This window comes from Nonomuraea turcica (assembly GCF_030718205.1).
Lineage (GTDB): Bacteria > Actinomycetota > Actinomycetes > Streptosporangiales > Streptosporangiaceae > Nonomuraea.
Genome location: NZ_JAUZQF010000046.1, coordinates 1 through 25,340, shown reverse-complemented (window position 1 = coordinate 25,340; position 25,340 = coordinate 1). Strand labels below are relative to the sequence as shown.

Below are 25,340 nucleotides of genomic sequence, written 5' to 3'. Positions count from 1 at the left end.
AGGTTTTCTTATTCAAGTGACCTTTGATGGGCCTTGGCCCACTCGGCCCACTCGGCGAGTGCGTCATACAGGCGCGCTCCCGCCTCGATGGCCACACGCAGCGACTGCGTCGGCAAACTGTCGCCAAAATCTCCGCGATCCTTGGCTGCGGCGTAATCGCGGTACCGCGCGGCCGTTGTGGAGAAGAACGCCGCCTCCCTGTCCAGATGTGTGGCGAGTTCCTGTGGCGTCATGAGCCAGAAGAAGAACGACCTCAGGATCGACTCCATGCGTACCGTGTGATCGACGTTGGCCCCGGCCAACCAGGAGCGCACCTCGGCCAGGCCGGACTCGGTGATGCGGTAGGCCTTGCGGCCGCGCGGCCCCTGGCTGTCCACCGCGATCAGGTCGTCATCGGCGAGTCTGCGCAGCTCAGCGTAGATCTTCGGGTGCTGAGCGGGCCAGACGGCGCCGAGCACCTCTTCAAACCGCCTGGTCAGGTCGTAGCCGCTGGCCGGACCTTCGGCCAGCAGGCCCAGCAGACCGTACCTGAGTGACATCGTGCCCCCTCCTGTCTGTGAACCATCTTGACATGTCCCGAGGGCCAGGTGTTCTATGTCCATTAGTACATGTCCCGAAGAACATGTGGAGGTTTGTATGCGAGCCGTACTGGTCACCGGCGCGGGAGGCAGCGTCGGCACGGCGCTGACCGCTCGCCTGACGGCGCGCGGGTTCACCGTCTTTCCCACGGCGCGCGGGGGTGCACTCGACCTCGATGTCACCGACGAGACAAGCGTTCAGCACGCGGCCAAGAAGATCGCCGGACAGTTGAACGGTCGCGGACTGCACGCCCTGGTCAACAACGCCGGTGTGATCGTGCAGGGTCCCGTGGAACTCGTGTCCGACGCCGAACTGCGCAGGCAGTTCGAGGTCAATGTGTTCGGCGCGGCCGCTGTGATGCGCGCGTTTCTGCCGCTGCTGCGGCAAGAACGCGGCAGGATTGTCAACATCAGCGCCCCCACCGCCCGCGTAGCCGTGCCGCACCTCGGCCCGATCTCGGCCAGCAAGGCGGCAATGGAGTCGCTGTCGGACGCGGCACGGGTCGAACTGGCCAACTGGGGGATCCCTGTGGTGCTCATCGAGCCAGGGGCGATGAACACCCCCATCTTCGAAAAAGCTGCCGTAGCCGCCACGACTTCCCTGAAGACCGTTCCGCAGGACCTTCTCGATCTTTACGGAAAGCAGCTCACAGGCTTCGGCGACGCCATGAAGAAGCAGCGGCTGAGCCCGGTGGACGCAGTAGCCGACACCATCGTCCACGCCCTGGAAGCCCGACGGCCGCGTCCACGCTACGTCGTGGGCGGTGATGCCCGCGTCCTGCTCATGCTGGCCCACCTGCCCACTCGGCTCCGCGACCGCCTGCTCGGCCAGATGATGGGAATCGCGAAGTGAAGACGGTAGTGCTCACCGGAGCCACTGCCGGCATCGGAAGGGAAGCAGCGATCAGGCTGGCGGCATCGGGTCACAAGCTGGTTCTCGTCGGGCGCAATGCACAACGTGGCGAGGAACTCGCAGTCCGTCTGCACGGCGCTCATTTCGTCCAAGGCGATCTATCGACCTCGGCGGGTGTCGCGCAGGTGGCCGAATCGATCACGGAAGCGCTCGGCACCGTGGACGTGCTCATCAACAACGCCGGCGTTATGGAGCCACGACGCAGGCTCACCGACGAAGGCATGGAACTCAACTTCGCCGTGCACCACCTTGCGCCGTATTCGCTGACCAAGGCCCTTCTCCCACTGCTGAGGACCGATGGTCGGGTGGTCAATGTCAACTCCATCGGACACGCCCGGGCGATGCGCGGAAGCGGGCCCGTCACACTCGACTTCGACGACCTGCAGAGCGAGCGGTCGTATGAGGCGACCTTGGCATACAGCAGAGCCAAGCTGGCCAACCTGCTGTTCAGTTACGAGCTTCAGCGACGATACCCAGCCATGACCGTGGTGGCGCTCCATCCGGGCATGGTTCGAACGGACCTCGGCCGGTCCTTCCCCCGACTGCAGGTCATGGCTGTCACCGCACTGGCGCCCTCGGCCGCCAAGGGCGCCGAACCGCTCTGCGTGCTCGCCACCGATCCCGACGTGGTCAAGGGCGGCTACTACGACCGCAACACGCTGACCAACTCCTCTCCCGCCTCCTACGACACGGAGGCCGCAAGACGCCTGTGGGAGATCACCGAGCAACTTCGCGGACCGTATCCGGCCAGTACCGCATCGCAATAGACGTGTGGGATGCCCCTATGGCCGTCAAGCGGCTTCTGCAAGATCTTTTGCTGGTAAGGCGTCGGTAATCGGGGGGGTCAGAATCTTGTAGAGCTCGCGGGCGATGCATCGCTTGAGGCAGCGGATGATCTCTTTTTTTGGACAGCCTGTCTGCCGTACGTCGCTGCAGGTAGGTGCAGGTGCGTGTGTCGCAGGTCAGGCGGGAGACGCCGTGAGCGGGATCGGCCAGGTCGTCCCCGGGGCACAGAGTGGCGCAGGCCTGGACGAGTTTGGCGCCCCTGCGTCCGGCAAGGTGTTCGCGCAGTTGCGTCGGCGCGGTGATCAACAATGCCTGTAGCGGTTTGTGCTGCTCACTGCAGGCGAAGCCGGACCGGACGCGTGGGCGGACCGGGGACGGCATGTACGCGCTCTCAGGCGGCAACGACCGGAAGCCGCTCTGATCCGCCCCGACGGCTATGTCGCCTGGGCAGGGTCGCGAGCCGGGATCCGATCAGCGCTGTCGGCATGGTGCGGCACCCCGCCGCCAGATATGTGACGATCTGTGCACGCAGCGATGACTACAATGATCCCCATGAGCCGCGAGGAGCCCGCCCTGGTGCCGTGCGGCGTGCGAGGACATGACGGCGCCTGACAGCCGGTCCCCGAAGACGCACCAGCCGGACGACATGGAGTTCCGCCTGCTGGGGCCCGTCGGCATCTGGGCAGGTGACAGGTTCATCGGACCTTCCACCCCGCAACAGCGCTCGGTGCTGGCGATGCTGCTGCTCAACGCCGGCCGGACGGTACCGCTCGATCGGTTGATGCAGGCGGTCTGGGAGCAGGAGCCTCCGGCCTCGGCACGCAACGCCGTTCAGGGATACATATCCAGGCTCCGACGGCTGCTCGCCCGGATGCCCGACGTCGAGTTGTCCACCTCGCCGCCGGGATACCGGCTTACCCTCGACCCGGCACGGGTGGACCTGCTGCGCTTCCGCGAGCTGGTGGCGTGCGCGCACGCGAGCGATCCCACCCCGGCGAGCGACCTGTTACGACAGGCGCTGCGCCTGTGCCACGGACCGCCCCTGGCCGACGTGGCGGGTGACTGGCTGCGCGACACGTACGGCGCGACGCTGGAGGAAGAGTGGCTGAGCACGGTCGAGCAGCGCATCGCGATCGACCTGCGGCTGGGGCGACATCGCCAGGCGCTCGCCGAGCTGCCCTTGCTGATCAGCGAGCATCCGCTGCGGGAGCGGCTGGTCCACCTCGCGATGGTGGCGCTACGCCAGGACGGCAGACGGGCAGCCGCGCTGGCCGCCTACCGTGACCTGCGTGGACGGCTGGTCGAGGAACTGGGGATCGACCCCGGGAGCGAACTGCAGCAGCTACACCAACGCATGTTGAAGGAGGACGACCTCACCGAGGCGGGCGGCGTCCCCGCCACCGTCCTCGATCACGATGGCCGCTCGGCAGCGGAGCCGGAGGGCGTGCCTGTCCCGCTGGTGCCCGCGGAACTGCCCGCCGGCCTGGTCTCCTTCACCGGGCGGGCGGCCGAGCTGGCCCGCGTGTACGAGACCCTGAGCGCGGGCCGGTCAGGCGGGCTGCGGATCTGCCAGATCAGCGGGCTCGGCGGGGTCGGGAAATCGTCGCTGGCCATCCACATCGCGCACGCCGTCGCCGGCGACTTTCCCGATGGCCAGCTGTACATCGACCTGCACGGCGACACACCCCACGCCGGCCCGGTGAAGCCGATGGAGGCCGTACGCCGATTCCTGCGCTCCCTCGGCGTGGCCGACTCGGCCATCCCCACGGGTCTGGAGGAGGCCGCGGGCCGCTTCCGTTCGCTGACCCACGGCAAGCGCATGCTCGTCATCTTGGACAATGCGCGCGACGCCGCGCAGGTTCGCCCGCTCCTTCCCGGCAGCCCCGGGTGCGCGGTGCTGATCACCAGCCGGCGCAGGCTCACCTCCTTCGAGGGCGCCGTACAGATCCCGCTGGACGTGCTGTCTGACGAAGAGGCCCTCGATCTACTGCGTGCCATGGTGGGAGAGACGACGGTCGCCGCCGAGCCCGCTGAGGCGGTCGAGGTGGTACGGCTGTGCGGCGGCCTGCCCCTGGCGTTGTGCCTGGCGGCGGCGCGGCTGAGGGCTCGGCCGGCCTGGTCGCTCGCGGTCCTGGCCAAGCGACTGGAGAACACCCGGCGGCGGTTGGACGAGTTGCGCGCCGACGATCGGGCGGTACGGGCCAGTTTCCAGACCAGCTACCAGGATCTGCACGCAGACCCGCAGGGCCGGGCCGCGGCGCGGATGTTCCGGTTGCTGGGCATACTCGACGGGCCGGACATCAGCCTGTCCGCCGCGGCCGCGCTGGCCGATCTCCCCGAGGAACGAGCGCAGGATCTGCTCGATCACCTGGTCGATGCGCAACTGGTGGACAACTACATCCCGGACCGCTACCGGCTGCACGACCTGCTGCGTTTGTTCGCCCGAGAGCGCGCCGAAGAAGAGGAGAGCCGGCGGGCGCGGCAACTGGCCTTCCGCCGGCTCCTGCATCACTACCTGGCCACCGTCCGCACGATCAGCCGAACGCTGAACAGGGGCAGCACGTGGCGGCTGGAGATCGGTCCGCCCGACCTGATCCACCCGGGTGTGATCTTGGAGACGAGCCAGGAGACAAGGGCGTGGATCGCCGCCGAGGTGGACAACATCCTGGCGGCCATGGACCAGGCGACGCGCACGCCGGTGGCGGACGAGGTGGTGGGCCTGGCTGCGATGTTCGCCGTCCTGCTGCACGAACATGGCCTCTATCTCAAGCAGTTCCACCTCGGCGAACTGGCGCTGGTGGCCGCGAAGCACACGAACGACCTCCTCCACCTGGCCGTCGCGCACGGCGATCTCGGCTGGGCGCACATCTACATGGGACGCCCGGACGACGCCATCCACCACCTGCACAGGTCCCGGACCGCCTTCCGACGAGCCGGGAACACCAGCCGAGAGGCGGCGCTGCTCGATTACATCGGGGTCGCCTACAGGAGCGCGGGCCGCTACGACGAAGCCATCTCCTACCACCTGCGAGCCCTCGCCCGCGTCGGCGAGGCGGGCAACCGCTTGACCCCGGCGACGGTCCTCACGCACCTGGGGCTGGCCTACCAACGGACGGGGCGCTTCGCCGAGGCCATCGCCGCCCACACATGCACGATCGCCATTTACAGAGAGGCCGGTATCTCGGCCTACCTCGGACTCGCCGTCGGTCACCTCGCCGAGGCGCACCGCCTGGCCGGACGCCCGGGGCAAGCCGTGACCTATTACCAGCATGCGCTCGACCTCCACCGGGAAGCGGGCCCTGTCAGCGAGTTCCGGCAGGCCGACATCCTATGGGGGCTGGGGCGTGCGCTCCACGACGCGGGCCGGACCTCTGACGCTCTCCGGTCCTGGCGACGCTCGATCGCCATTATGCAGGACCTCAACCTCATCACAGCCGAGGAAAGGCACGCTCTGGAGAACAACGAAACACCCGCGACACCGCAGGTGATCGAAAGGCAATACTGAGCTTTCAACGCCTTTTCAGTGCCGTTTCAGCGCCACAGGCCAGCATGACTCCCGCAGAAAGGCCGAGAAGAAAGAAAGTATGATGACAAAAAACCTGCGAGTCATGGTGTCGGCAGTGGTGGCTGCGGGCGCGCTCACGACGCTGCCCGGCGGGACCGCTCACGCCGTGGCGCCCGGCATGACGTCGGCACAGTCGGCGCATTCGGTGCGGCAGGCCGCCGTCACTCACAGGGCCAGCATCAAGTGCACCAGCCCCAAGGGGGCCAAGGCCAACTATTCCTGGGGCGACGGGAGCATGACGGTCACCGTCTACTTCAACAATCACTGCAGGCACCGGGTGCCGGCGAAGGTGCACATCAAGAACTCCGTCGGCGGCAGCTACACGGAGTGCCTGGTAACCAACGGGGGGACAAAGGGGCGGAAGAAGTTCCATATCGGGCTGGCCGGCACGCTCACTGAGATCACCAAGGGCTGCTGACCCGTCATCGGGCGGCGCGGCATGGAAGAGACCGGTCCATGGCACGCCGGACCCGGAGCCCCGGCTTGAATCCACACGGAGGAGCCCGCTTGCGCAAGACGTTACAACGGCTCGGCCAGACGGCCGCGGCCCTGGCCCTGGTGGGGTTCAGCAGCACCCCCGCGACCGCCGCGCCGATCACTGACAACATGTACCCGACGCTCAACACGTCCTGGGATTGCCCGAGCAGCGCCGCACTGGTCAGGGCGGGCTTCTGCCAGACTGACAACAGCACCGTCACCTACTTCTACAACACCTCGGGTCTCTCCAGTACGGCGAAGTCGCGGATCGACACCATCGCCGGCCGGTACAACTCGACCGACCTCACCTTCAGCTACAAGTCCACCGTGGTGTGGTCGGGCAGTGGCGAGACGGACATCGTCTACTTCCAGGGCACCATTCCCGACGGCTATGCGGGATTCGCCTGGTGCAACGACCGGGTCGGTTCCAATCCGAACAGATGTGACCAGCACTACGTGCGGTTCAAGAACGCAGCGCCGGGCATCAACACCGTCTGCCACGAGACCGGGCACGCCGTGGGTCTGACGCACGGCAGGAACGCCCATTACCCGCTGTCCAACGACGACACGCGGCTGGGCTGTATGACCAATCCGTCGACGTCATCGTCCCTGGGCGCGCACAACGTCGACATGATCAACGCCACGTACTAGAGCAGGATGACGAGGAAGGTGTCGTGGCACATGCGAGCACGGAAGAGCCTGGTGGCAGTGACCGCGGTCCTGGCTCTGGGGGCGGGCGCGTACTTCTCGGCGGTCTCGGCGCACAGCCCTCCGGCGGCCGATGAGGTGACGATCGCGCACGGCGAGGCGCGCCTGCCGTCCGACCTGCCGGTTAACTGGGTCAGCTACGCCGACCACCTGGCGGAGGTGAAGGTGGTGTCCGAGCAGGAGGTGCCGCCTTCGGCGGAGGAACTGCAGGCCGGGGAGGGGTACATCGGCCGGACCGGCACACTCGAGATCCAGCGGGTGCTGTGGAGCCGGGAGGGCGCGGCGCAGCCGCCCGCCTCTCTGACCATGCACCTGGCCGGGTGGGAGTTCACCGGCGACGTGCGGCGGCGGCTGGCCGGGCACGACACGCCGCGGGTGGAGATCGGCCACACCTACCTGATGGCGATGACCCGTTACAGCGAGGGCTGGGGCCCGCTCGGCCCCGGGGGCACGCTGCCGTACGACAACGGCGTGATCGGGCAGGGCGAGTCGGAAGGCACGCCGCAGACGATCGAGGACGCCAGGACCACGGCGACGGAGGACGATGCCACGGTGCGGGCCAAGGTCGTCGGGCAGCCCGCAGAGGCCCTTGTCGCGCTGCTGAGGGCGACGGCTCCCGACCCGAAGGTGACCGGCCTCGGCGGCCTGCCCGCGGACAAGCGCTGGGAACAGGTGGCCGGCCCCGTCGAGTGACCGGAGTTGGTCATACGCGTTGGAACTAGTCGATAAGGTGCGCCTGCATGGGAATGCCGATCAAGAACGCGGCTAGCTACGGCCATCCTGGGCGCCGCCCACCGACGTCGAGCGCGCGCTGTTCGACGCCAGGTCGCGCGGCGACTGGGACGGCTACGTGACCATCCTGCTGAGCGTCGACACCTTCTCCTACAAGCCGAAGGACAAGGTCGACGCCCGGAAGCTGGTCGTGGACTGGCTGACCGAGCAAGGACCGGAAGGCGAGGACTGCCTGGTCGTCCACACCCGGGGTGAGCTGCCGAAAAGACGGCCCGGCGCCGTCGCCTGTGTGGTCTCGCTGCCCTTCCCGCCAGAGGAATGGTGGGGCGGCAAGTTGCAAGGATTGCTGGTCAACCCGGGCAGCCCATCGGGGACGTACTTCCCCGACGCCAAGCGCAACCGCCGACACTGAAAGTCCCTGAAGAAGAACGTCCTGAAGAAGGGGCACAACGCCGATCGACTGCTCACCAGGTACACCGGGCCGCTGCACGGGCCGCTCGCGCACGGGCTGGCCTGCGGCGCACACCTCGCCGTGCACAACGGGATGATCTGGACCGAGGTCGGCGACGTCTACACCGGCTACGAGGGGGACGTCGAGACGCTCCGCGAGTCCTGAGGCGTCACCGATCGGCCCAAGTGGCAGGTCCAGGTGATGGCGCTGCTGGAGGGACGCAACAGCCCGGCCGAGCCCGAATTCCTGCTGAGGCTGAGGAACGATCTCGCCCGGTAGTACCCAGGCTCGCACCGGGACCCGTCCGTGTGGCAGCGGACCGTGGCGGGCGTGCTCTCCCAGAGGGGCATGAGCCGGCCCGGCATCGACGCCCTGATGCAGCTGATCGGGAAGATCACGCGGTACGAGGAGCGCTTCCGCGCCGACGGCATCCTGCCACCCGAGAGCTTCGTGACCTCGGCCCTCGGCTACGACCTCGGCCGAGCGGTGAACTTCGCACGCTGGGGTTGAGCGCCCACTTCGCGGAGCCTTACGAGGCGGAACAGGCGGCGATCAAGGCGGGTGAGCTGGCCCGGCAGGTGTACCGGACATGGGAGGCTTACTCCGCCGGCTACATCCTGGGCCGGGTGCTGCGCTTCGACGGGGAGGCGTTCGGGTACATGTACGCCTCGTCCGGTTTTCCGAACGCTGCTTTGCCAATGACAGGCTCTGACCTGCGCATCCACGTAACGAACATGTATGTGACGTTGCTGGGTCCCGGGATCCTGGTGCGGTCTGGTGGTTGTGCCGTGGCCGGACTACTGCAGCCTCAATCATTCGAACCTGGCTCCTGCCCCATCCACGACGAGCGGGCGCCGGGTATCCAGTCCTCGCGGAGGTCTTCCAGTGCCTGCCCCGCGTGCTCGACATATCGCCGGAAGGCCCTCATCAACTGCGGGTCCGCCCCCAACTGCTCCGCCTTGAAAGAGCTGTCCCTCAGCGATCGCAGCCGCCCGGCCGCCGGGTTATGCTCGTGCTCCTCATCACTGACCGTCACCTTCCCTTATCTCCCCAGGTCACGAACAGTTCTGTCGGAGTTCCAACCGGGTATCTTTCGGGGGATCACTGTTTGCAATCAGTTGACTACTGGTATGTAGGTGATGTGCGGCTGACTACTGGAGGGGAAGTCAGTCCGTGGGAGACGGCATGGGCGGCCGAATCTTCGCTCACGCGTTTAGGCGTCCATGTCGTCCCGCTTGGCCGGCGCACTGACGTCGAGTGCGCCATCATGGCGATTCACTCATTGTGATCGGACGAATACAGATATGTAAGGGGTGGGGCGGGTTCGGAATTCAGGCGTGATTTCGGTGGAGGACCGCGGCCAGGGCCGACGAGACGGACTGACAATCGGGATGCGGCACTCGCACGTGTGCCCGGTGATCGGCCTGCAGGGCGAATTGCGGGCGATCACCGTCGGCGACTTCTTCGAGCAGATGGGACGTATCCTCGCCGACCGGCCCGACGTGGTCGTGATCGACCTGTCGCGGCTGGAGTTCTGCGATTTCGACGGCGTGGCCGCGCTGGTCGGCGCGTATCGGCGAGCGCGGCAGCTCGGTGCCGAGGTGGTGCTGGCCGGGCCGCATGGCCGATGCGCCCAGGTCCTGCACCGCACCGGCCTGGACCACATCTTCCTGGGCCAAGGGGCCGGGCGGGTTCCGGCTGGAATGGCCGATCACTAACGACCTCGTCAGTTGCGCGCGTGCGCTATGTACGCACCCCCCATCTACGTAGCTATATGGGGATTTATCCCATGTCGTTCGGTGTGATGTGGCGCACATGCTGGAGGTGTGCTCACGCCATCGGGGGAAGGGTCAACGTGGGAGCCATGTGTCAGACGCAACCAACGTCGGGCGGCCTGCCGCCGCCTCCGCCTGCCTGGCGGCTCCGGTCCTGGAACGGGCTGCTGGCTATGGGACATGACCTGGCCGTTCGTGCGGGATGGACGGGCCAGGAGCGGACGGCGGCTTGGACGCTGTCGGCGCGGCCCTCGGCTATGCCTGCCGCGCGTCGGATGGTCGCCGCCCGGCTTTCGGCTTGGCGCCTGCCTGCACCGGCCGAACCTGCCGCGCTGCTGACCGGGGAGCTGATCGCCGACGCCCTGCGGCACAGCGCGGACAAGATCCGGCTCACGCTGTGGGCCGAGGACGGGCTGCTGCGCTGCGAGATCGGACGCGCACACCAGGCCGGCGCCGCGCCGGCGCAGCCGGCTAGACGCCTGCACGCGCTGCTGGAGCGGCTGGCCTGCTGCTGGGGCACCCAGGACGGCGTCATCTGGTTCGAGCTGTGCCTGGAGGCGCGGCCGTGATGGGCTACAGGCCGACAAGCCCCGGCCGAGCGCGGCGGGTCCGCGCGCCGTGCGCAGATCCGGAGCTGTCAGGCCATAAAGCCGCGCCCTCGCCAGAGCCGAGGGGCGGCCATGGCGGGAGCCGTTCTCGGCACCATCCTGTGTGATTCCTCGGCTACCCATCCCAATCTGTGGGCCGCACTAAGCATCGTGGAGCGCGCGGCCCAGCCCCCACAGGATGCCGGCCTCCCGGAACTCGCCGACATAGCCCGCCTCCCTTGTCCGGCCAGGCGGTGCGCCTCGGCGAGGTGCCCGACGGCGCTTCCGAGGTAATCCTTGACGCCAAGCCTCCTGGAGGGCGGCGATCGAGCGGGTGTGTACCACGATGGCCTCGGTGAGGCGCCCCCCGCTCGCTGGCAGGTCAGTCCCAGGTGCGCGAGCATCGCCCCGTAGGCCAGATGGCTGCCCACCTCGTTGACGCGGGCGAGAGCGCGCAGGTGGTAGGCAATGGCCTCGTCGTAGCGGCCGGCGCTCCTGTAGGCGACCCCGATATGATCGAACAGCGCTACCTCGCGGCTGGTGATTCCGGCCTGTTTGAAAGCGGTTCGTGACCTGTGCAGGTGGCGGACGGCGTCGTACGGGCGTCCCATGTAGACGTGCGCCCAGCCGAGATCGCCGTGCGCGACGGCGAGGTGGAGCGTGTCGTTCAAGTGCTCGGCGGCCGACAGCGCCAGCTCGCCGAGGTGGAACTGCTTGGACCAGAGAGCCCGCTCGTGCAGCAAGGCGGCGAACGTGGTGGACAGGCCCACCACCACGTCCGCGACCGGCGTGTGCGCAGCCTGGCCGACGGCCGCCAGGATGTTGTCCGCCTCCGCGGCGATCCACGCCTGCACGTCCTCGCTCGTCTCCAGTGCCACGCCCGCGCATACCAGCTCGGGTGGCCCGATCTCCAGCCGCCACGTGCCGCTGCTGCTGTTCAACATCCGGGTGATCGTGCGGGTGGTGGCGAGGTAATGGTGCAGGAGCCGGCGGAAGGTCAGTTGCCGCGCTCGCCGGCTCTCCTCTTCTTCGGCGCGCTCGCGTGCGAACAGCCGCAGCAGGTCGTGCGGCCGGTAGCGGTCCGGGGCGTAGTTGTCCACCAGTTGCGCGTCGACCAGATGATCGAGCAGGTCCTGCGCTCGTTCCTCGGGCAGATCGGCCAGCGCGGCCGCGGCGGACAGGCTGATGTCCGGCCCGTCGGGCATGCCCAGCAACCGGAACATCCGCGCCGCGGCCCAGCCCTGCGGGTCTGCGTGCAGATCCTGGTAGCCGTTCTGGAAGCTGGCCCGGACTGCCCGGTCGTCGGAGCGCAGCTCGTCCAGCCGGCGCCGGGTGTTCTCCAGTCGCTTGGCCAGGACCGCGAGCGACCAGGCCGGCCGGGCGTCGAGCCGTGCCGCCGCCAGGCACAACGCGAGAGGCAGGCCGCCACACAGCAGTACCACCTCGGCCGCCGCGGCGGGCTCGGCGGCGATCGCCTGCTCGCCCACCCTGGCACGCAGCAGGTCGAGGGCCTCGTCGTCCGGCAGCACGTCCAGCGCTATCTGGACGGGGCCCTCGAAGGAGGTGAGCCTGCGCCTGCTCATGATCAGCACTGCGCATCCGGAGCTGCCCGGAAGGAGCGGCCGCACCTGGGCGGCGTCGCGCGCGTTGTCCAGAATGACGAGCATGCGCTTGCCGTGGGTCATCGACCAAAAGCGGCCCGCGGCCTCCTCCAGATCCCTGGGTATGGCGGGGTCGGCCACGCTGAGGGAGCGCAGGAACCGGCGCACGGCCTCCGTCGGCTCGACCGGGCTGGCGTGGGGGGTGACGCCGTGCAGGTTGATGTAGAGCTGGCCATCGGGATAGTCACCGGCGACGGTGTGCGTGGCATGGATGGCCAGCGACGGCTTCCCGACCCCGCCCGGCCCGCTGATCTGGCAGATCCGGACCCCGACCGATCCGCCTGAATGCAGGATCTCGTACGCGCAGGCCACCTCGGCCCACCGCCCGGTAAAGAGGCCAGGTCGGTGGGCAGCTCCGCAGGCACTGGCGGAGCGGGCGCCCACTCTAACTCCTCCACCGGGTGGCCCTCGTGATCGGGAACGGCGCCGAGCCCGCTTCCCTTCTCGGCGGCGGTGTCCTCCTCCAAGATCCTTGATGCAGCTGCTGCAGCTCGCTCCCGGGGTCGATACCCAACTCCTCGACCAGCCGCTGGCGCAGGTCACGGTAAGCGGCCAGGGCGTCCGCCCGCCTGCCGTCCCGATGCAGCGCCATCATCGTGAGGCCGACCAGCCGTTCCCGCAGCGGATGCTCGCCGATGAGCAGGGGCAGCTCGGCGAGCACCGCGCGATGCCGGCCCAGGCCTATGTCGATCGCGATGCGCTCCTCGACGGCGTTCAGCCGCTCTTCCTCCAGCGTCTCTCCCAACGTGTCACGCAGCCATCCGCCGGAGACGTCCGCCGGTGGTGGCCCGTGCCAAAGGCGCAGCGCCTTCAGTAACAGGTCGCTCGCCTGGTCGGGATCGCTCGCGTGCGCACGGGCCACCAGCTCGCGGAAGCGCAGCAGGTCCACCCGCGCCGGGTCGAGGGCCAGCCGATATCCCGGCGGCGATGTGGACAGCTCGGTCTCGGGCAGCCGGGCGAGCAGCCGCCGCAGCCGGGACACGTACCCTTGAACGGCGTTGCGCGCCGAGGCGGGCTGCTCCTGCTCCCAGACCGCCCTCATCAGACGATCGAGTGGAACCGTCCGGCCCGGGTTGAGCAGCAGCATCGCCAGCACCGAGCGCTGTTGTGGGGCGGAGGGGCCGAGAAATCTGTCACCCGCCCAGATCCCGACGGGCCCAGCAGCCGGAACTCCACCCCGGCAGGCTGGCGTGCCTTCGAGGGCGAGCTATCGCGTGCCGGCATGTCCTCACACACCGCACGACATCGCTGCTGTCTGATCGCGGATCATGCCGTCACTATAGTCACCGCCGCGTGAAAGGATGGTTGCATCGACGCATGAGCCAGGGGACAGAGCACGCCAGTAGTACTCAGCCTTGCACACGCCGGACCACAGAGAGGTCTTCGCGCAGAAGTTCTTCGCCTTGCCGTGCTCGCAGAGGAGCAATGTTTGAGATCTGTCTGTGGATCGGCAGGGAAGGGGTGTACCTTCCCGATGATCGTTTGAGGTCTCACACGCATGGCCGACGCGCCAACGTCGGCTGGGAAGGCTCCCCGTAGTCCCTGACCCCGCCGACGGCGACCGCCGCGCTGATCGACGAACTCGTCCGAGAGGGCGCCCGCCGCATGTTCGCCGAGGCGTTGAAAGCTGAGGTCGACGCCTACATCGCCGCCTTCACCGACGAGCGCGGCGAAAACGGTCGACGCCTGGTGGCGCGCAACGGCCACCACGCCCCGCGCGAGATCCTCACTGCGGCCAGCGCGATCGAGGTCCGTGCCCCACGCATCAACGATGAGCGATCGACGAGGCCACTAGCCAGCGCAAGCGCTTCTCCTTAGCGATCCTGCCGCCGTGGTGCCGCAAGACGCCCAAGGTCAGCGAGGTGCTGCCGCTGCTGTACCTGAACGGCCTGTTGTCGGGTGACTTCACCGCCTCCCTCGGGCAGTTCCTCGGCTCGTCGGCGCGCCTGTCAGCACCGATGATCACCTGGTTGACCGAGCAGTGGAAGGCCGAGCAGCTCGCTTTTGCCGCGCAAGATCTGTCGGGCGTGGATTACGTCTATGCGTGGGCCGACGGCATTCATGTCAACGTCCGACTGGAGGAGCAGCGCCTGTGCCTGCTGGTGATGATCGGCGTGCGTGCCGGCGGCCGCAAGAACTCATCGCCCTGGCCGACGGCTACCGCGAATCGACTGAGCCGTGGGCCGATCTGCTACGCAACTTCGCCCGGCGCGGGATGCGCCACCAGCCGCCGCCGCATCAAGGTGACCAAGGGGCCTGGCTCACGAGCGGCCGGACTGGCCATGGCGTTCAAGCTGCTGGCTCGCTGGCGCACGGTCAACTCCCCGCATCTGGCCGCCCCGGTCCGCGTCGGGACGATCTTCATCGGCAGCAACGAAGCTCGTCGAAAGACCCGGAGCGGCGGCATGAATGGCGAAAGCGAACTGGAGGCGCACACCAGCGCGGTCCTGCCGGAAGCGGGAACGGTCACCCGAATCGAGACCGCCAAGCTCCTGGAGTACGACACGCCGACTGGTGGGGCCACTACTAGTTCAGAAACTTTTCAGTGCCATTTCAGTCTCATGAGCCACTATGGCCCTCAGTCGAGGCAGCGGAAAGGAGATCCCTAAATAAGCCATGGCTTACGCAGCCGATGAATCAGATGTGCATTAGTTGACGCGCCGATCGAATCAAGGAGCAAGAGATGAGCATCAAGAGAAAGCGATTTGGTAAGTTGATGGCGACGTTACTGACTACCGTCTCATCCCTGATTCTGATGATTTCAACACCCACAGCCGGCCAGGCGAGTAGCGCCAGTTCTTGGACTACGCAAAAGCTCAAAGAATTCGGCGCCTCTGCCTTTACGTTCGGCGGTGTCAATAAAGCAGGTACCGCTATCGCCTGTGTTGGAAAGGCAGACGCTCCGCACTGGTCCAGCGGCGCCGACAGCGTGATCTACAAGACGCGCGTCGCCTGCAACGCAACGGTGATAGTTAGAATCGACGGCGCACTCATGTACGTCGCCGGCGGTTCGCTGGGTAAGCCCGCATCGGGCCCTGGGCAGCGTGTGGCGGAATCTGCACAATCGCAATGGGTGTCCGCCGGATCGCCTAGGACCTACTACACCCCAAAGCAAGACAGCGGCGTCCACATTCGCAAGTCGGGTACATATTACGGAGTTTCGCGAGGCCAGATCATAGATTCGTGCTGCAGCTACCTGGACGGGACCGCATCGAGCCGGGTGTACGTGGCCGTGAAGAAATAACAGACGCCCTCGAGGCCCAGGAGTTATCCCTGGGCCTCGAGCTGCGCAGTTATGCGACCTGCTCGGATGATACCATCTCCATATGGCCGAGAAAGAAGACAAATGGACGCCAGACAAACTCACCATTAAGTGGTGCTTCGGAGTCGCTCACGAAGAAAGAGTGAAGGACGCGATCCGTGCGGACGTGGAAATGAGAAGCGCCGGCATCCCGATCGACTCGGACGAGTATTGGGAGCTAGTGGCCGAAGTGGCAATCGAAGCGATCCTCTATGACCTGCTGGCGATGGCCGAACGAGAATGGGGCAGAAAGCCTGGCTGGATGATCCTTTTCCGCGAGAAATCCTTAGGTGCGTCTCGTTCCACGCAAACCTAGAAGCGCCGCCACCTTGTCGCATCGCCGCGACGTTGCCCTGCACATCTGGTCCCGACCCGATCGCGCGCCGTGATACACGCACATCGTGTTCGCGACGATGGTTCTACTCGCCACTTCTTCCGCACCCTGCTCGCCCCCTAGCGACTCGAAAGACCCTCGTGTCTGCCGTGACTGTCACACCGCTACCCTCCAGTCACATCGAGGCCAGCTGACGTGCGGTGCTAAACAGAGACACCGTGAGAGAGGCAGCAATGAGGTAATCCCAGCAGGCATAACGGGCGTTTTCGGTGTGATCGGAGCGCATGTGGAGGGGTCGCTGTTCCCCTGACATGGGCGTGGAGTCCCCGATAGAAGCGGATTGACTACGATCTGCAACATCGGAAGGACTCCACGTGATTCCTTATCGTGCCATCCTCGACGTCCCCAGGGAGCTGGTTTCCCACCTTTCCCGGCTGCTGCGCGCCGAACGTCGGCTGCGTGGCACCCGCAAGGGCACCCGGAAGAGTTCTCCCTGGTGGCAGGCGGTCTACGGGCTGGTGTGGTTCCGCAACGGCGGCGACATCGCCAACCTCGGACGCGGCTTCGGCCTGTCGCGCACGACCTCCTACCGATACCTGAACGAAGTCATCGATGTCCTGGCAGAACAGGCACCCGACCTCAAGGACGCCCTGGATCGCGCCCGGGCCGACGGCCGGCCACACCTGATCCTGGACGGCACCCTGACGAGCATCGACCGAGTCGGCGAGAAGAAGACCAGCGTGAAAGGCAAGGAAATCGACGCCTGGTACTCCGGCAAAGTCCGAGCCTTCGCCGCCAACCTGCAAGGCCTCATGACACCGGGCGGCTTTCCGATATGGATATCCGACGCCCTGCCCGGGTCGACCCATGACATCACCGCCGCGCGAGAACAGGTTCTCGCCACCATCCGCCCTTATCTCAAGGACATGCCGGTACTGGCCGACTCGGGCTACGAAGGCGCAGGCGCCGGCGTCCACGTCCCGGTCAAGCAGCCCGCAGACGGCCGGGAGCTGGACGTTGATACGCGTACCAGAAATGCGCTTCTTCGTTCTCTTCGCTGTCTGGGAGAACGCGGCTTCGCGCTCCTTGAGCAACGCTGGCGCACCCTTCAGCACGTCCACCTCAGCCCCAGCCGAGTCGGTGAGCTCGCCAAAGCGGCGCTCGTTCTCACCCACTTCGAGCACGGAATGATCAGGTGAAAGTCGCTGGGATTACCTCAATGGACCAAGGCACCCGCGGCGAGCTCATCAGTCGGCTGGCCGAGGCGATCAGGTCCGTCACGACCGCGCACCCGCTGCGGGTCGCCATCGACGGGCCGCCCGCCGCAGGCAAGACCACGCTGGCCGACGAGCTCGCCGTCGTCCTGCGCGCGCAGGAGCGCGACGTCATCCGCGCGACCATCGACGACTTCCTCTTCCCTCGTGCACAGCGCTACCGACGCGGCCAGTACTCGGCCGAAGGCTGCTACTTCGACGCCCACGACCACGCCGCGCTGTGCCGGGTCCTGCTCGATCCGCTGGGCCCAGGCGGAGACCGAAGGTTCCAACACGCGGTCTACGACAGAGACACCGACACCCCATCGTCCCCGCCGGCCACGACCGCCCCCGCAGACGCCGTACTGCTCTTCGACGGCGTCTTCCTCCTGCGCCCAGAACTCATCGACCGGTGGGACCTGCGCATCTTCGTGTCCGTCCCATTCGAGCAGACGGTAGATCGCGCCCGGGACCGAGGCACAGCGCTGGCCGGATCCACCGCCGACACCGCCGAAATCGAACGGTCCTGGCGCAACCGCTATATCCCCTCCCAACAGCTCTACTTCGCCACAGCCCGCCCAACCGACCACGCCGACATCATCGTGTACAACGATCAGCTCCAACGGCCGACCTGGGAAGTCCGACCACACTCATCGATACACAGGATTTGACAATTGCTCCACCTCTCGCTGGCACTGTCTCAGCTATCGAAGCGGAAGCACCGCAGGCGGCAGGCACTGATCCGCACCGATTCCGGCGGCGGGACCCACGATTTCCTGTCCTGGCTGAGCTACTCCACCGGGTTCACCATCACCGAGGGTATCCAGCAGGCGATTCTTCGCCTGCTCGACAGCGCCTGGACGCTCGCCTTATGACGCCGACGGCCAGGTCCGGCCCGGCGCCTGGGTCGCCGAGATCACCGGCCGGCTGGATCACGCGCGAGCGGGATCCAGAAGCCGTCGACCGCCGGGCGGTTACCGTTCGAGCCAACCGTGACCGCAACGCGGAACTCTTCAGACTCTTCGCGCCGATGAACGAGCGCATGGACGTGCTGTGCGCTGACTACAGCGAGGCCGAACTCGAGCTGCTCGTCGGTTTCCTCCGGCGGATCATTGGCGCGGGGGGTGAGGCCACGAAAGAGCTCGCCGGAGAGTGAGATGACATCGATCCATGCTGTCCTCGGCCGGCGCTGGGCCTTCCCACGACTCGAACGCGTCGGGTGTGTCTGCACTGCGCTGTGCGCATCCCCGTGCCGACGAGGTCGTGACGCTGGCCGATCACTACTTTCCAGCGAACGAGCCTGGCCCGCTCGTGCTGACCCGCGCCCGGCCCCGCCCCCTACGCCACCCTTCATCAAGATCAGGCGGATCTGGGCGTTCGCGTCCCGTTCGGAGTGGCTGCTGGAAGCCGCACTCAAGTTGTTCACCCAGCACGGGTACGCGGAGACCTCGCTGCGTCGGCTCGCGGAGAAGGTGGGCGTGCGGGAGTAGGGGAGAGGTCCTGTTCGTGTGGCCAGCGGGCCAGCACCGGCAGCATCGTCACGACGCCGGCCAGGCCGCACAGCCCGATGATCATCGGCGGATCGCGCCAGACGTCGGCCATGGCCCCCGCGATCGCTGTCGCGCCTCCCATGGCCACCATCATCCCCGCTACCGCGACGCCGAACGCCCGGCCCCGATGGCTGGGCGGGACGTCTCGTACGAACCGGGCGTTGAGTGCCACCTGGTGGGCTGATCCGTACCCCGCGGCGGCGAGGAAGCCCAGGCTGACGAGCAACGGCGGGTCGGCCAGGACTGGCAGCAGGCTCGCGCACGAGAGCAGGGCCATGGCGGGCAGCAGTCGCCACCGGCGGGCCGGCCTGGTGAAGCGGCCGTAGACGATCGCACCGCACACCGTTCCGGCCGGCATCGCCGCGAGGAGGATGCCCGTCATGGTCGCGCCGCCCTGCAGATGGGACGCATATGCCGTCATCAGGCCCTCGGGGGCGGCGGTGAACGCCGCGCCGATCCAGGCCAATATCACGTAGGCGCGCAGCCTGCGGTCGGTCATGACCAACCGCAGACCACCGGCCGTGTCCTGAAGCAGCGTTGTCTTCCCCGAACGATCCGTCGGCCGCCGACGTGCCAGGAACACCGATAGCAGCGCTGCCGAGAGCGCGAACGTGGCCGCATCGGCGAGCAGCGCGCCACGCGGTGACAGCACGCCAACGAGCAGGCCGCCGCCGGCGAATCCGATCACTTGGGCGAGTTGCCCCGTCACAGCGCTGACGCCGTTGGCGACCACGTAGGCGTCACCGGGCAGGACCTCGGGCATCGTCGCAGAGCGGGCCGCCTGCGCCGGGGGCGCGAAGAGCGAAGCCGCGAACAGCCCCGCCACCTCCATGCCCACCGGCAAGCCGGGCACGGCCAGCATGGCGATCAGCGTCGCCCTGGCGAGATCGCAGGTGATCATCACGCTGCGACGTGGGAACCGGTCGGCCAGCGTGGTCAGCACAGGGCCGATCACCACCCAAGGCAGGTAGCTCACTCCGAACGCGACCGCGGCGAACAAGGCGGAATCGGTGGTTTCGAACACAAGAACCGAGATGGCCACCTTGGACAGCTGATCGCCGAGTTGCGACAGCAAATGAGCGGCAAAGAGCGCCCGGAACTCTCGCACCGCGAACACCTCGCGATAGGTCGCCATATCCCAATATCCTTCCCCCCGGAAAAGCGGCGGGCCCGCCACACCACCTGAGCGAGCCCACCGCGGTATTGCTCTCTCACTCCCAGATGAATCCGCGGTTGTACATATTGGCCACCTCCATTCGCTTGCGTTCGAGGGAATTTCCGACACCTATGAGAGGCGGCGCTTCGAAAATGTGACGTCTACGCCGGGGATGTGTCGCGGATCACTCTTTTCGCCATTCGACCGGGTTGTTGCGGTAATTGTTCTGGTCGTATTTCGCGCCGATGATCTCGACGTCGGAACGGGCGCCGGCCAGGCGACAGGTCTCGAACGTTGCGCCCGCCTCTGTGAAGCCTTTCGGAGCGTTGCGCCGCTCGCAGCCCGGCAGGTTTCCGGTCACGATCGCCCCCGTGGACCTGTCTCCTGCGGTGAGCAGGCTCAGGGACGGTGAGGACATGAACGACAGATCGTCACCTGCGACGTTCTCAATGGTGAAGCGGATGTAGTACGGGACGATGTCCCGGGCGCGCTCTCCGTACTGCTGCAGGAAGGCGTTCCGATCTCCAGGGCTCACGTCGGTCACGGTGATCGCGATGGTGCCCTTTGTGTGAGGCAGGATCGCCCGATCGCCGACCTTGAGCTCAGTACCGGCTGCTGTCGTTTTCGACGTGCGCGGGGCCGCCGACTCCGAAGTGTGGGTGCTCGCCGGATCGGAAGAGTGGGCTGCTGCCGGCTCCGACGTCTCGGCCGCAGGGGGACTGGTTCTGACCTCACCTGCCCCGCACCCGGATACCGCGAGGACGAATCCGGCTGCCGCGATCGCCGATGCGCTTGCTGTCTTGAGCATTCGTGGGACTCCATATGACGTGACTGGCTTACTGCCGAAGGCCTTGCCGGCTGCCCGGCCGCTCAGCGTCAGAACTGGCGGGCGCATACGCACTCCGCGACGCACGCGGCACCGGCAGAGACCTCGATCACTCCGTAGAGCCTCACGGTTCGCAGAGTGTGACCTATGCCTTCAAAATGTGATCAGCGTCATAGAAGCGGCTTGAACGGCGTACGCCTGGCTGGCTCTTGCACGTGCGCCAGAGCTTCCTGATCCCGCACGGCACGCAGGCGGCTTCTCGAGCCTCACTTCCCGCCGCGCAGCGCGCCGTACGTGGTGGCAGGCGCCCGAGCACACCGCGCAGGGCCTGCTGCCTCGATACCGTCATGGCGCGGCGGCGCGCGATCCGCGGCCTTGCGACCAGACCTGCGAGAGCAGCACGATGCTCCCGCCGAACAGCAGCACGCCGAGGGGTACGTGGAGTTCGGGGGCGTGGGCTTCGCCGATCGCCGCTTCGGCCATCGACAGGACGAGCAGGAACGCGCTGTTGATGATGAATCGCGGTGGGCCGCCGCCTGGGCGCCATACCAGGATCGCGACAAGGAGCTGGATTGCTCCGGTGAACACGACCACCAGCGCCGTGAGGCCGTGCAGCATCCGGCCATCGGGTGAGGCCAGCAGGAACCCGGCCGTTATCGACTGGATCAGCAGGGCGAGCGCCTGCAGGGTCACCGTGATCCGCATGGTCGGAAAGAATCGCGGCACGGCGTTCCGGGCGGAGGCGCCGTGTCGTGCGTTGAGCGTGTGGTCCGTTGCCATGATGAGATGTCCTCAGTGGTCGGGGTGAGCAAGTCGGCGCACCCGGTGTTGTGGGTCAGTTCCGGAAGGCGTCGGCGTGGTCGGCCACCCATTCGGACCAGGTGAGCGCGGGACGGCCAAGGATCTTCTCCACCTCGCCGGTGACGAGTGCCGGTTTCCCGGCGCCCAGGGCGTATCTGGCCAGCAGCGCCTCGACGAACCGTTCGGCAAGGCCCTGCCCGACCATGACCTGCCTGACCACCTCCGGCGGGATCTCCTCAAAGCGCAGCGGCCTGCCGAGCACCTCCCCGACGGTCGTGATCAGCTCCGTGTGGGTGAGGGACTGAGGGCCGGTCAGGTTCAGCTTCCGGCCCGGCAGGTCATCGGACAGCAGCGCGCGGACGGCGACCGCAGCCAGATCCCGTTCGTGAATCGGTGCTTCGGAGAAGGTCGCGTACGGCCCGCGGACAACGTCGCCGGCACGGATCTGACCGCCCCATGCCAGGAGGGTGTTGACGGCGAAGGCGCTGGAACGCAGGCTCACCCAGTCCAGGCCGCTCGCCACGGCAGCGGTCTCGACCTCCTTGTTCCTGTCCCCGTTGAACCGGGACGGCTGTTTGTCGAGGTCGTCGTCGACGTTGGTCGCGGACAGCACCGCCACCCGTTGCACCCCGCGTTCCTTGGCGAGCGCCAGCAGTTCCTGGGCGGCGAGCCCGACGGCGCGCGGATGCAGGAACAAGCCGGTGACGCCTTGCAGAGCGGAGGCGAGCGTCTCGGGCCGTGCCGAGTCGCCCTCGACGACCTCGACACCGTCGGGCAGGCCAGCTGCCTGCGGGTTGCGGGTGACGGCGCGGACCTTGACGCCTGCATCGGCGAGCAGGCCGGTCAGAGGGCGTCCAATGATGCCAGTGGCTCCGGTAACCAGAATCATTTTGATCTTCCTTTAAGCGGATTTGGAGAGCTTGTCGGGGCTGGTGACGGCGTAGAGGTTTGTGTACCTGGTCACCGTTCAGGAGCGAATGGGGAGGCGATCATGCCGCCGGAAATCAACTCGTCGAGTTGCCTCTGCATCCCCGCGGCATCATTGAGATGCGGGAATGGCTCATCGGCGGGAGCCTCGACGTCGAGGAATCGGCACAGAGGTTCCCAGCCGTCGCGGACGTCGAAGACCAGCAGCCGATCCGCGGGGAGGCTCTCCTGAACCATGGCGATGTGGCGGTGGAAGGCATCCACGGCGAGGTCTTCGTCGGGCATGCCGTCGCTGAAGCGCCAGCCCTCGCCGAAGACGGACTGCCCGATGTGGTCCATGACCGGGCCGAAGCGTGCGAGTGCCCCGAAGACGGCGGCTGCCCGGTCGGGCAGGCTCGGCGGGAGCTTCCGGCCTGGACCGTTGGCAATCAGGGCCTGCATGCTCGCATACCACCGATGAGGATCACGCACGGTTAGGATGATCTTCGCGTCCGGGTACACCTCGGCCTGCTCGCGCCAGAAATGACTGGCGGGCCAGTCTTGCGTGGACTGGTAGCCGCGGAGCACCTGATCCCAGTCGATCGGTACGCCGGTGGTGACGGGGAGCCACTTGTCCACGTGGCTGGGGTTCATCAGGATCTCGAACATGTGATAACAGGGGCCGAATCCGAGGCGTTCCAGCGCGGCCTTCATCGAGGATGTTCCGGTACGCGGGAATCCCGCGCCGATCACCTTCAGCATGGTGTGCTGCCCTTCGTTGTGACTGACTGCTGCGATGGAGTCGTACAGAGGAGGGTGGAGGGCCAGCGCCGAGTGTCCCGCCCCCGAGGGTCGAGGTGATCGACCGTGGGCCGTTGCGGTTCACTGGAGCCATACCGTCGAGGTCTCCACGAAGATCACCGCTGGCGGGTCTCCGTTGACGTCCCGGTGTGGGGCGGGTGAGGGGCGGCGGTGCTGGACATGTCCGTTGCCAGAAGGTTTCTGGCGCAAGCATCTCCCTGAGCGCGTTGAGGTCACCGACGAACACCGCGGCCACGAAGAGTTCGGCCAATTGCTACTGCACATGGTGATCCACGTGGTCTCGCGGGCGCCCGTCGGGGACATGCTCGCGGGTACGGTGCGCGGCATCGCATCCTCCTCCTTGTCGCGTCGGCCATAAGAGGAGGGTGGGAGGGCGCGGTGTGACGCCTAGCCGGGAAGTGTGAGCTTCATCTCAGCAAGGGCGGGCGAAGCCGTACTGGAGGCCGTCCACCACGGCGGCTGAGCCATCGTGCAGTCCGCACGCACCCCCTCGGAACGTGAGACGACGCGTCAACCTCAACGCGCTTTAAGCGGATTCGTTCTTGCGTGCCGTTACCAGCGCGAATGAGAGGAATTCACCCTGGTCGGCTTCGAGCATGGCGATGACCTGTTCAAGGGTTGCTCGGTCGCTGCCGGCGCCGGCCTCCAGGCTGACACGGCTCCAGAGCAGCCAGTCGTACCAGGCGTCCTGGTGTAGCCGTGCCGAGGTCACCGTGACCAACTCGGTGATGTCCCAGTGGAAACGCCACCACTTCGCGGTGTGCCACGCGATGGCCTCCCACCCGATCACGGCCTTGATGTGGGGAGGGATGGCGCCGAGGTCGCGAATCTCAGAGGTCATGGCGGGAGTCGCGATCCCCAGCTGTCCCCCGGGCTTGAGGAATCGCGTGATGTAGGCCAGGTAGCTGTCGGCCGTGCCGAAGTACTCGAAGGCGTCGATGCTGACGATCGCGTCGAAAGAGTTCTTTTCGAACGGCAGGGCGTGGGCTTCGGCGTTGATTGCCGACACCTGGTCAGTCACCCCGGTCTCGGCGAAGACGGCCTCGGCGACTTCGGCGCCGATCCACAGGTCGGCGGCCACGACCTCTGCGCCGAACTCCCGGGCGAGGAACACCGAGGTCGCCCCCATGCCTGAGCCGAGGTCCAGCACCCGCATGCCGGGCTTTAGATCGAGATCGCGCGACAGGTCCTCCAGCAACCACAACGGGTTCGGGCCCATGTCGAGATTCACCAGCCACGCGGGGTCGTAGGTGGAGGACAACGGGTAAATCTCCGGACGGATGAGATCGTTCAGACCGGGCATGCGCGACTCCCAAGCTGATGGCGTGTTCACCTTTCTCTCGCCACTGCCGTGAGATGGTGGCGACCGCTCGCCGATCGCGACCACACCTGCGCCAGCAGGACGGCGAGCGATAGAACGATCATGAACGTGCCGGTGAGGATGAGCCGCGGCGAGCCGCCTTCCGGATGCCGGACGAGGATCGCGAGGAGGAGCTGGAGCGCGCTCAGAATCACGACCGCCAGCGCGGTCAGGCCGTGCAGCGCGCGTCCGATGACGCCGGTCGCATCGGTTACCAGAATCAATTTGATCTTCCTTTAATGGATTTGGGAGAGTTTGCCGGGGCTGGTGACGGTGTAGATGTCGGGCGCCTGGTCAACGTCCCGGGTCAGGTCGAGGACCAAGACGGCAATGGGCGAGTTCGCCACGGTCAGAACCGCCGGCGGAGAAGGTCTGCGTGACTCGACCTGGTGGAGTCTCGGTCATCAGGGGCAGAAGCCTCCTCCCTGTGCGCGATTGCCCCTAGAGGCGCACAGGCCTGCCCAATGTGACCTCTGCATCGAAATTGTGATCTGGATCTCAACCAGAGCACTGCGAGGCCATACACATGTGGCCCCCATCGACACGGCACGGCCACACTGGCCACAGTGTGTTCGTGGGACCGCGGTGCCCGTGCCTGGCCCTGGCCGACCACCTCGAGCACGAACGCGATGGCGACGCCGCCGCCAGCGCCTCCCAAGGCGCGGGTGCCCTGTCGCTTGCCAGGGAGAAGGGACCACCTGGTTGCCACGAGGAAGGGACCACCTGGTCGTGTAGTCGATCATAGTGATCTCCCTTGGCTCGTCCCCGCCGACACCCCGGTGACCGGCGCGTTCGCGG

At 66.8% G+C, this 25,340-nt stretch carries 28 protein-coding genes and 2 pseudogenes; 20 read left to right on the top strand and 10 right to left on the bottom strand.

Annotated elements, in window-relative coordinates:
- Nucleotides 1-8 precede the first annotated feature (8 nt).
- Nucleotides 9-539, bottom strand: a complete 531-nt coding sequence (locus Q9G87_RS57160) for a PadR family transcriptional regulator (protein ID WP_305925091.1) — start codon at nt 537-539, stop codon at nt 9-11.
- Between the two features lie 97 nt (nt 540-636).
- Here Q9G87_RS57160 and Q9G87_RS57155 point away from each other — a divergent pair, with 97 nt between their 5' ends.
- From Q9G87_RS57155 to Q9G87_RS57110, 12 genes are all read left to right on the top strand, one after another.
- A complete protein-coding gene (locus Q9G87_RS57155; RefSeq protein ID WP_305925090.1) occupies nt 637-1,431 on the top strand; it encodes an SDR family NAD(P)-dependent oxidoreductase in 795 nt (264 codons plus the stop codon).
- Nucleotides 1,428-2,258 (top strand): SDR family NAD(P)-dependent oxidoreductase, encoded by an 831-nt coding sequence (locus tag Q9G87_RS57150; protein ID WP_305925089.1) that lies wholly within the window; start codon nt 1,428-1,430, stop codon nt 2,256-2,258. Before Q9G87_RS57155 ends, Q9G87_RS57150 begins: the two co-directional genes overlap by 4 nt.
- A 343-nt stretch (nt 2,259-2,601) precedes the next feature.
- Nucleotides 2,602-2,793: an aromatic-ring hydroxylase C-terminal domain-containing protein gene (locus Q9G87_RS61210; protein WP_371825996.1), complete on the top strand. Its 192-nt coding sequence runs from the start codon at nt 2,602-2,604 to the stop codon at nt 2,791-2,793.
- Between the two features lie 82 nt (nt 2,794-2,875).
- Entirely contained in the window at nt 2,876-5,782 is a 2,907-nt protein-coding gene (locus Q9G87_RS57145) for an AfsR/SARP family transcriptional regulator (RefSeq protein WP_305925088.1), read from the top strand.
- Between the two features lie 103 nt (nt 5,783-5,885).
- Nucleotides 5,886-6,260, top strand: coding sequence for a hypothetical protein (locus tag Q9G87_RS57140; RefSeq protein WP_305925087.1), 375 nt, complete (start codon nt 5,886-5,888; stop codon nt 6,258-6,260).
- Nucleotides 6,261-6,349: 89 nt separating this feature from the next.
- Nucleotides 6,350-6,970, top strand: coding sequence for a hypothetical protein (locus tag Q9G87_RS57135; protein ID WP_305925086.1), 621 nt, complete (start codon nt 6,350-6,352; stop codon nt 6,968-6,970).
- 30 nt (nt 6,971-7,000) lie between these two features.
- Nucleotides 7,001-7,720, top strand: a complete 720-nt coding sequence (locus Q9G87_RS57130; protein WP_305925085.1) for a hypothetical protein — start codon at nt 7,001-7,003, stop codon at nt 7,718-7,720.
- 157 nt (nt 7,721-7,877) lie between these two features.
- A complete protein-coding gene (locus Q9G87_RS57125) occupies nt 7,878-8,171 on the top strand; it encodes a hypothetical protein (protein WP_305925084.1) in 294 nt (97 codons plus the stop codon).
- 369 nt (nt 8,172-8,540) lie between these two features.
- Entirely contained in the window at nt 8,541-8,720 is a 180-nt protein-coding gene (locus Q9G87_RS57120) for a DUF1266 domain-containing protein (RefSeq protein WP_305925083.1), read from the top strand.
- Nucleotides 8,717-9,346, top strand: coding sequence for a DUF1266 domain-containing protein (locus tag Q9G87_RS61205; RefSeq protein WP_371825995.1), 630 nt, complete (start codon nt 8,717-8,719; stop codon nt 9,344-9,346). The genes Q9G87_RS57120 and Q9G87_RS61205 overlap by 4 nt, the downstream gene beginning before the upstream one ends.
- 255 nt (nt 9,347-9,601) lie before the next feature.
- Nucleotides 9,602-9,928: an STAS domain-containing protein gene (locus Q9G87_RS57115; RefSeq protein WP_305925082.1), complete on the top strand. Its 327-nt coding sequence runs from the start codon at nt 9,602-9,604 to the stop codon at nt 9,926-9,928.
- 146 nt (nt 9,929-10,074) lie between these two features.
- Entirely contained in the window at nt 10,075-10,554 is a 480-nt protein-coding gene (locus tag Q9G87_RS57110; protein WP_305925081.1) for a hypothetical protein, read from the top strand.
- Between the two features lie 68 nt (nt 10,555-10,622).
- Here Q9G87_RS57110 and Q9G87_RS57105 read toward each other — a convergent pair whose 3' ends face one another.
- The gene (locus Q9G87_RS57105; RefSeq protein ID WP_305925080.1) at nt 10,623-12,545 is read right to left on the bottom strand and encodes a tetratricopeptide repeat protein; all 1,923 of its coding nucleotides are present in this window, start codon (nt 12,543-12,545) and stop codon (nt 10,623-10,625) included.
- Between the two features lie 73 nt (nt 12,546-12,618).
- Complete coding sequence (locus Q9G87_RS57100) at nt 12,619-13,380, bottom strand: AfsR/SARP family transcriptional regulator (RefSeq protein ID WP_305925118.1); 762 nt, start codon at nt 13,378-13,380, stop codon at nt 12,619-12,621.
- A 395-nt stretch (nt 13,381-13,775) separates the two neighbouring features.
- On the opposite strand from Q9G87_RS57100, the pseudogene Q9G87_RS57095 reads away from it, so the two are divergent.
- The 8 genes and pseudogenes from Q9G87_RS57095 to Q9G87_RS61195 all read left to right on the top strand — a co-directional run.
- A pseudogene (locus Q9G87_RS57095) lies at nt 13,776-14,596 on the top strand (transposase); the annotation flags it as partial.
- Nucleotides 14,597-14,916: 320 nt separating this feature from the next.
- The gene (locus Q9G87_RS57090) at nt 14,917-15,477 is read left to right on the top strand and encodes a hypothetical protein (RefSeq protein WP_305925079.1); all 561 of its coding nucleotides are present in this window, start codon (nt 14,917-14,919) and stop codon (nt 15,475-15,477) included.
- Between the two features lie 82 nt (nt 15,478-15,559).
- Nucleotides 15,560-15,850, top strand: coding sequence for a hypothetical protein (locus tag Q9G87_RS57085; protein ID WP_305925078.1), 291 nt, complete (start codon nt 15,560-15,562; stop codon nt 15,848-15,850).
- Nucleotides 15,851-16,242: 392 nt separating this feature from the next.
- The gene (locus Q9G87_RS57080) at nt 16,243-17,067 is read left to right on the top strand and encodes a transposase family protein (protein WP_305925077.1); all 825 of its coding nucleotides are present in this window, start codon (nt 16,243-16,245) and stop codon (nt 17,065-17,067) included.
- A gap of 20 nt (nt 17,068-17,087) precedes the next feature.
- The gene (locus Q9G87_RS57075) at nt 17,088-17,792 is read left to right on the top strand and encodes a cytidylate kinase family protein (RefSeq protein ID WP_305925076.1); all 705 of its coding nucleotides are present in this window, start codon (nt 17,088-17,090) and stop codon (nt 17,790-17,792) included.
- An 18-nt stretch (nt 17,793-17,810) separates the two neighbouring features.
- Nucleotides 17,811-18,051, top strand: a pseudogene (locus Q9G87_RS57070) (IS1380 family transposase); the annotation flags it as partial.
- 100 nt (nt 18,052-18,151) lie between these two features.
- A complete protein-coding gene (locus Q9G87_RS61200) occupies nt 18,152-18,277 on the top strand; it encodes a hypothetical protein (RefSeq protein ID WP_371825994.1) in 126 nt (41 codons plus the stop codon).
- A gap of 1 nt (nt 18,278) precedes the next feature.
- A complete protein-coding gene (locus Q9G87_RS61195; protein ID WP_371825993.1) occupies nt 18,279-18,611 on the top strand; it encodes a helix-turn-helix domain-containing protein in 333 nt (110 codons plus the stop codon).
- Here the strand turns inward: Q9G87_RS61195 and Q9G87_RS57060 are convergent.
- The 7 genes from Q9G87_RS57060 to Q9G87_RS57030 all read right to left on the bottom strand — a co-directional run bounded on the left by Q9G87_RS57060 (nt 18,544) and on the right by Q9G87_RS57030 (nt 24,766).
- The gene (locus Q9G87_RS57060) at nt 18,544-19,806 is read right to left on the bottom strand and encodes an MFS transporter (protein ID WP_305925073.1); all 1,263 of its coding nucleotides are present in this window, start codon (nt 19,804-19,806) and stop codon (nt 18,544-18,546) included. The two genes, Q9G87_RS61195 and Q9G87_RS57060, sit on opposite strands and share 68 nt — an antisense overlap.
- A 205-nt stretch (nt 19,807-20,011) precedes the next feature.
- Entirely contained in the window at nt 20,012-20,635 is a 624-nt protein-coding gene (locus Q9G87_RS57055; protein WP_305925072.1) for a hypothetical protein, read from the bottom strand.
- A gap of 363 nt (nt 20,636-20,998) precedes the next feature.
- Nucleotides 20,999-21,358 carry a hypothetical protein gene (locus tag Q9G87_RS57050; RefSeq protein WP_305925071.1) on the bottom strand — a complete coding sequence of 120 codons (360 nt, stop codon included), beginning with the start codon at nt 21,356-21,358 and terminating at the stop codon, nt 20,999-21,001.
- A gap of 130 nt (nt 21,359-21,488) precedes the next feature.
- Entirely contained in the window at nt 21,489-22,343 is an 855-nt protein-coding gene (locus Q9G87_RS57045; protein ID WP_305925070.1) for an NmrA family NAD(P)-binding protein, read from the bottom strand.
- Between the two features lie 71 nt (nt 22,344-22,414).
- The gene (locus Q9G87_RS57040) at nt 22,415-23,122 is read right to left on the bottom strand and encodes a sulfotransferase family protein (protein ID WP_305925069.1); all 708 of its coding nucleotides are present in this window, start codon (nt 23,120-23,122) and stop codon (nt 22,415-22,417) included.
- 586 nt (nt 23,123-23,708) lie between these two features.
- Nucleotides 23,709-24,569 (bottom strand): SAM-dependent methyltransferase, encoded by an 861-nt coding sequence (locus Q9G87_RS57035; RefSeq protein ID WP_305925068.1) that lies wholly within the window; start codon nt 24,567-24,569, stop codon nt 23,709-23,711.
- On the bottom strand, nt 24,512-24,766 hold the full coding sequence (locus Q9G87_RS57030) for a hypothetical protein (protein ID WP_305925067.1): 255 nt from the start codon (nt 24,764-24,766) through the stop codon (nt 24,512-24,514). The genes Q9G87_RS57035 and Q9G87_RS57030 overlap by 58 nt, the downstream gene beginning before the upstream one ends.
- Nucleotides 24,767-25,340 lie beyond the last annotated feature (574 nt).

Excerpts from the sequence above, each read along its gene's own strand:
- Q9G87_RS57130 (WP_305925085.1), top strand. The coding sequence starts at position 7,001 with ATGCGAGCACGGAAGAGCCTGGTGGCAGTGACCGCGGTCCTGGCTCTG.
- Q9G87_RS57060 (WP_305925073.1), bottom strand. The coding sequence starts at position 19,806 with ATGGCGACCTATCGCGAGGTGTTCGCGGTGCGAGAGTTCCGGGCGCTC.
- Q9G87_RS57115 (WP_305925082.1), top strand. The coding sequence starts at position 9,602 with ATGCGGCACTCGCACGTGTGCCCGGTGATCGGCCTGCAGGGCGAATTG.
- Q9G87_RS57040 (WP_305925069.1), bottom strand. The coding sequence starts at position 23,122 with ATGCTGAAGGTGATCGGCGCGGGATTCCCGCGTACCGGAACATCCTCG.
- Q9G87_RS57055 (WP_305925072.1), bottom strand. The coding sequence starts at position 20,635 with ATGCTCAAGACAGCAAGCGCATCGGCGATCGCGGCAGCCGGATTCGTC.
- Q9G87_RS57050 (WP_305925071.1), bottom strand. The coding sequence starts at position 21,358 with ATGCGGATCACGGTGACCCTGCAGGCGCTCGCCCTGCTGATCCAGTCG.
- Q9G87_RS57160 (WP_305925091.1), bottom strand. The coding sequence starts at position 539 with ATGTCACTCAGGTACGGTCTGCTGGGCCTGCTGGCCGAAGGTCCGGCC.
- Q9G87_RS57075 (WP_305925076.1), top strand. The coding sequence starts at position 17,088 with ATGGACCAAGGCACCCGCGGCGAGCTCATCAGTCGGCTGGCCGAGGCG.
- Q9G87_RS57045 (WP_305925070.1), bottom strand. The coding sequence starts at position 22,343 with ATGATTCTGGTTACCGGAGCCACTGGCATCATTGGACGCCCTCTGACC.
- Q9G87_RS57085 (WP_305925078.1), top strand. The coding sequence starts at position 15,560 with ATGGCCGAGAAAGAAGACAAATGGACGCCAGACAAACTCACCATTAAG.
- Q9G87_RS57155 (WP_305925090.1), top strand. The coding sequence starts at position 637 with ATGCGAGCCGTACTGGTCACCGGCGCGGGAGGCAGCGTCGGCACGGCG.
- Q9G87_RS57110 (WP_305925081.1), top strand. The coding sequence starts at position 10,075 with ATGTGTCAGACGCAACCAACGTCGGGCGGCCTGCCGCCGCCTCCGCCT.
- Q9G87_RS57090 (WP_305925079.1), top strand. The coding sequence starts at position 14,917 with ATGAGCATCAAGAGAAAGCGATTTGGTAAGTTGATGGCGACGTTACTG.
- Q9G87_RS57145 (WP_305925088.1), top strand. The coding sequence starts at position 2,876 with ATGACGGCGCCTGACAGCCGGTCCCCGAAGACGCACCAGCCGGACGAC.
- Q9G87_RS57140 (WP_305925087.1), top strand. The coding sequence starts at position 5,886 with ATGGTGTCGGCAGTGGTGGCTGCGGGCGCGCTCACGACGCTGCCCGGC.
- Q9G87_RS61195 (WP_371825993.1), top strand. The coding sequence starts at position 18,279 with ATGACATCGATCCATGCTGTCCTCGGCCGGCGCTGGGCCTTCCCACGA.
- Q9G87_RS61200 (WP_371825994.1), top strand. The coding sequence starts at position 18,152 with ATGAACGAGCGCATGGACGTGCTGTGCGCTGACTACAGCGAGGCCGAA.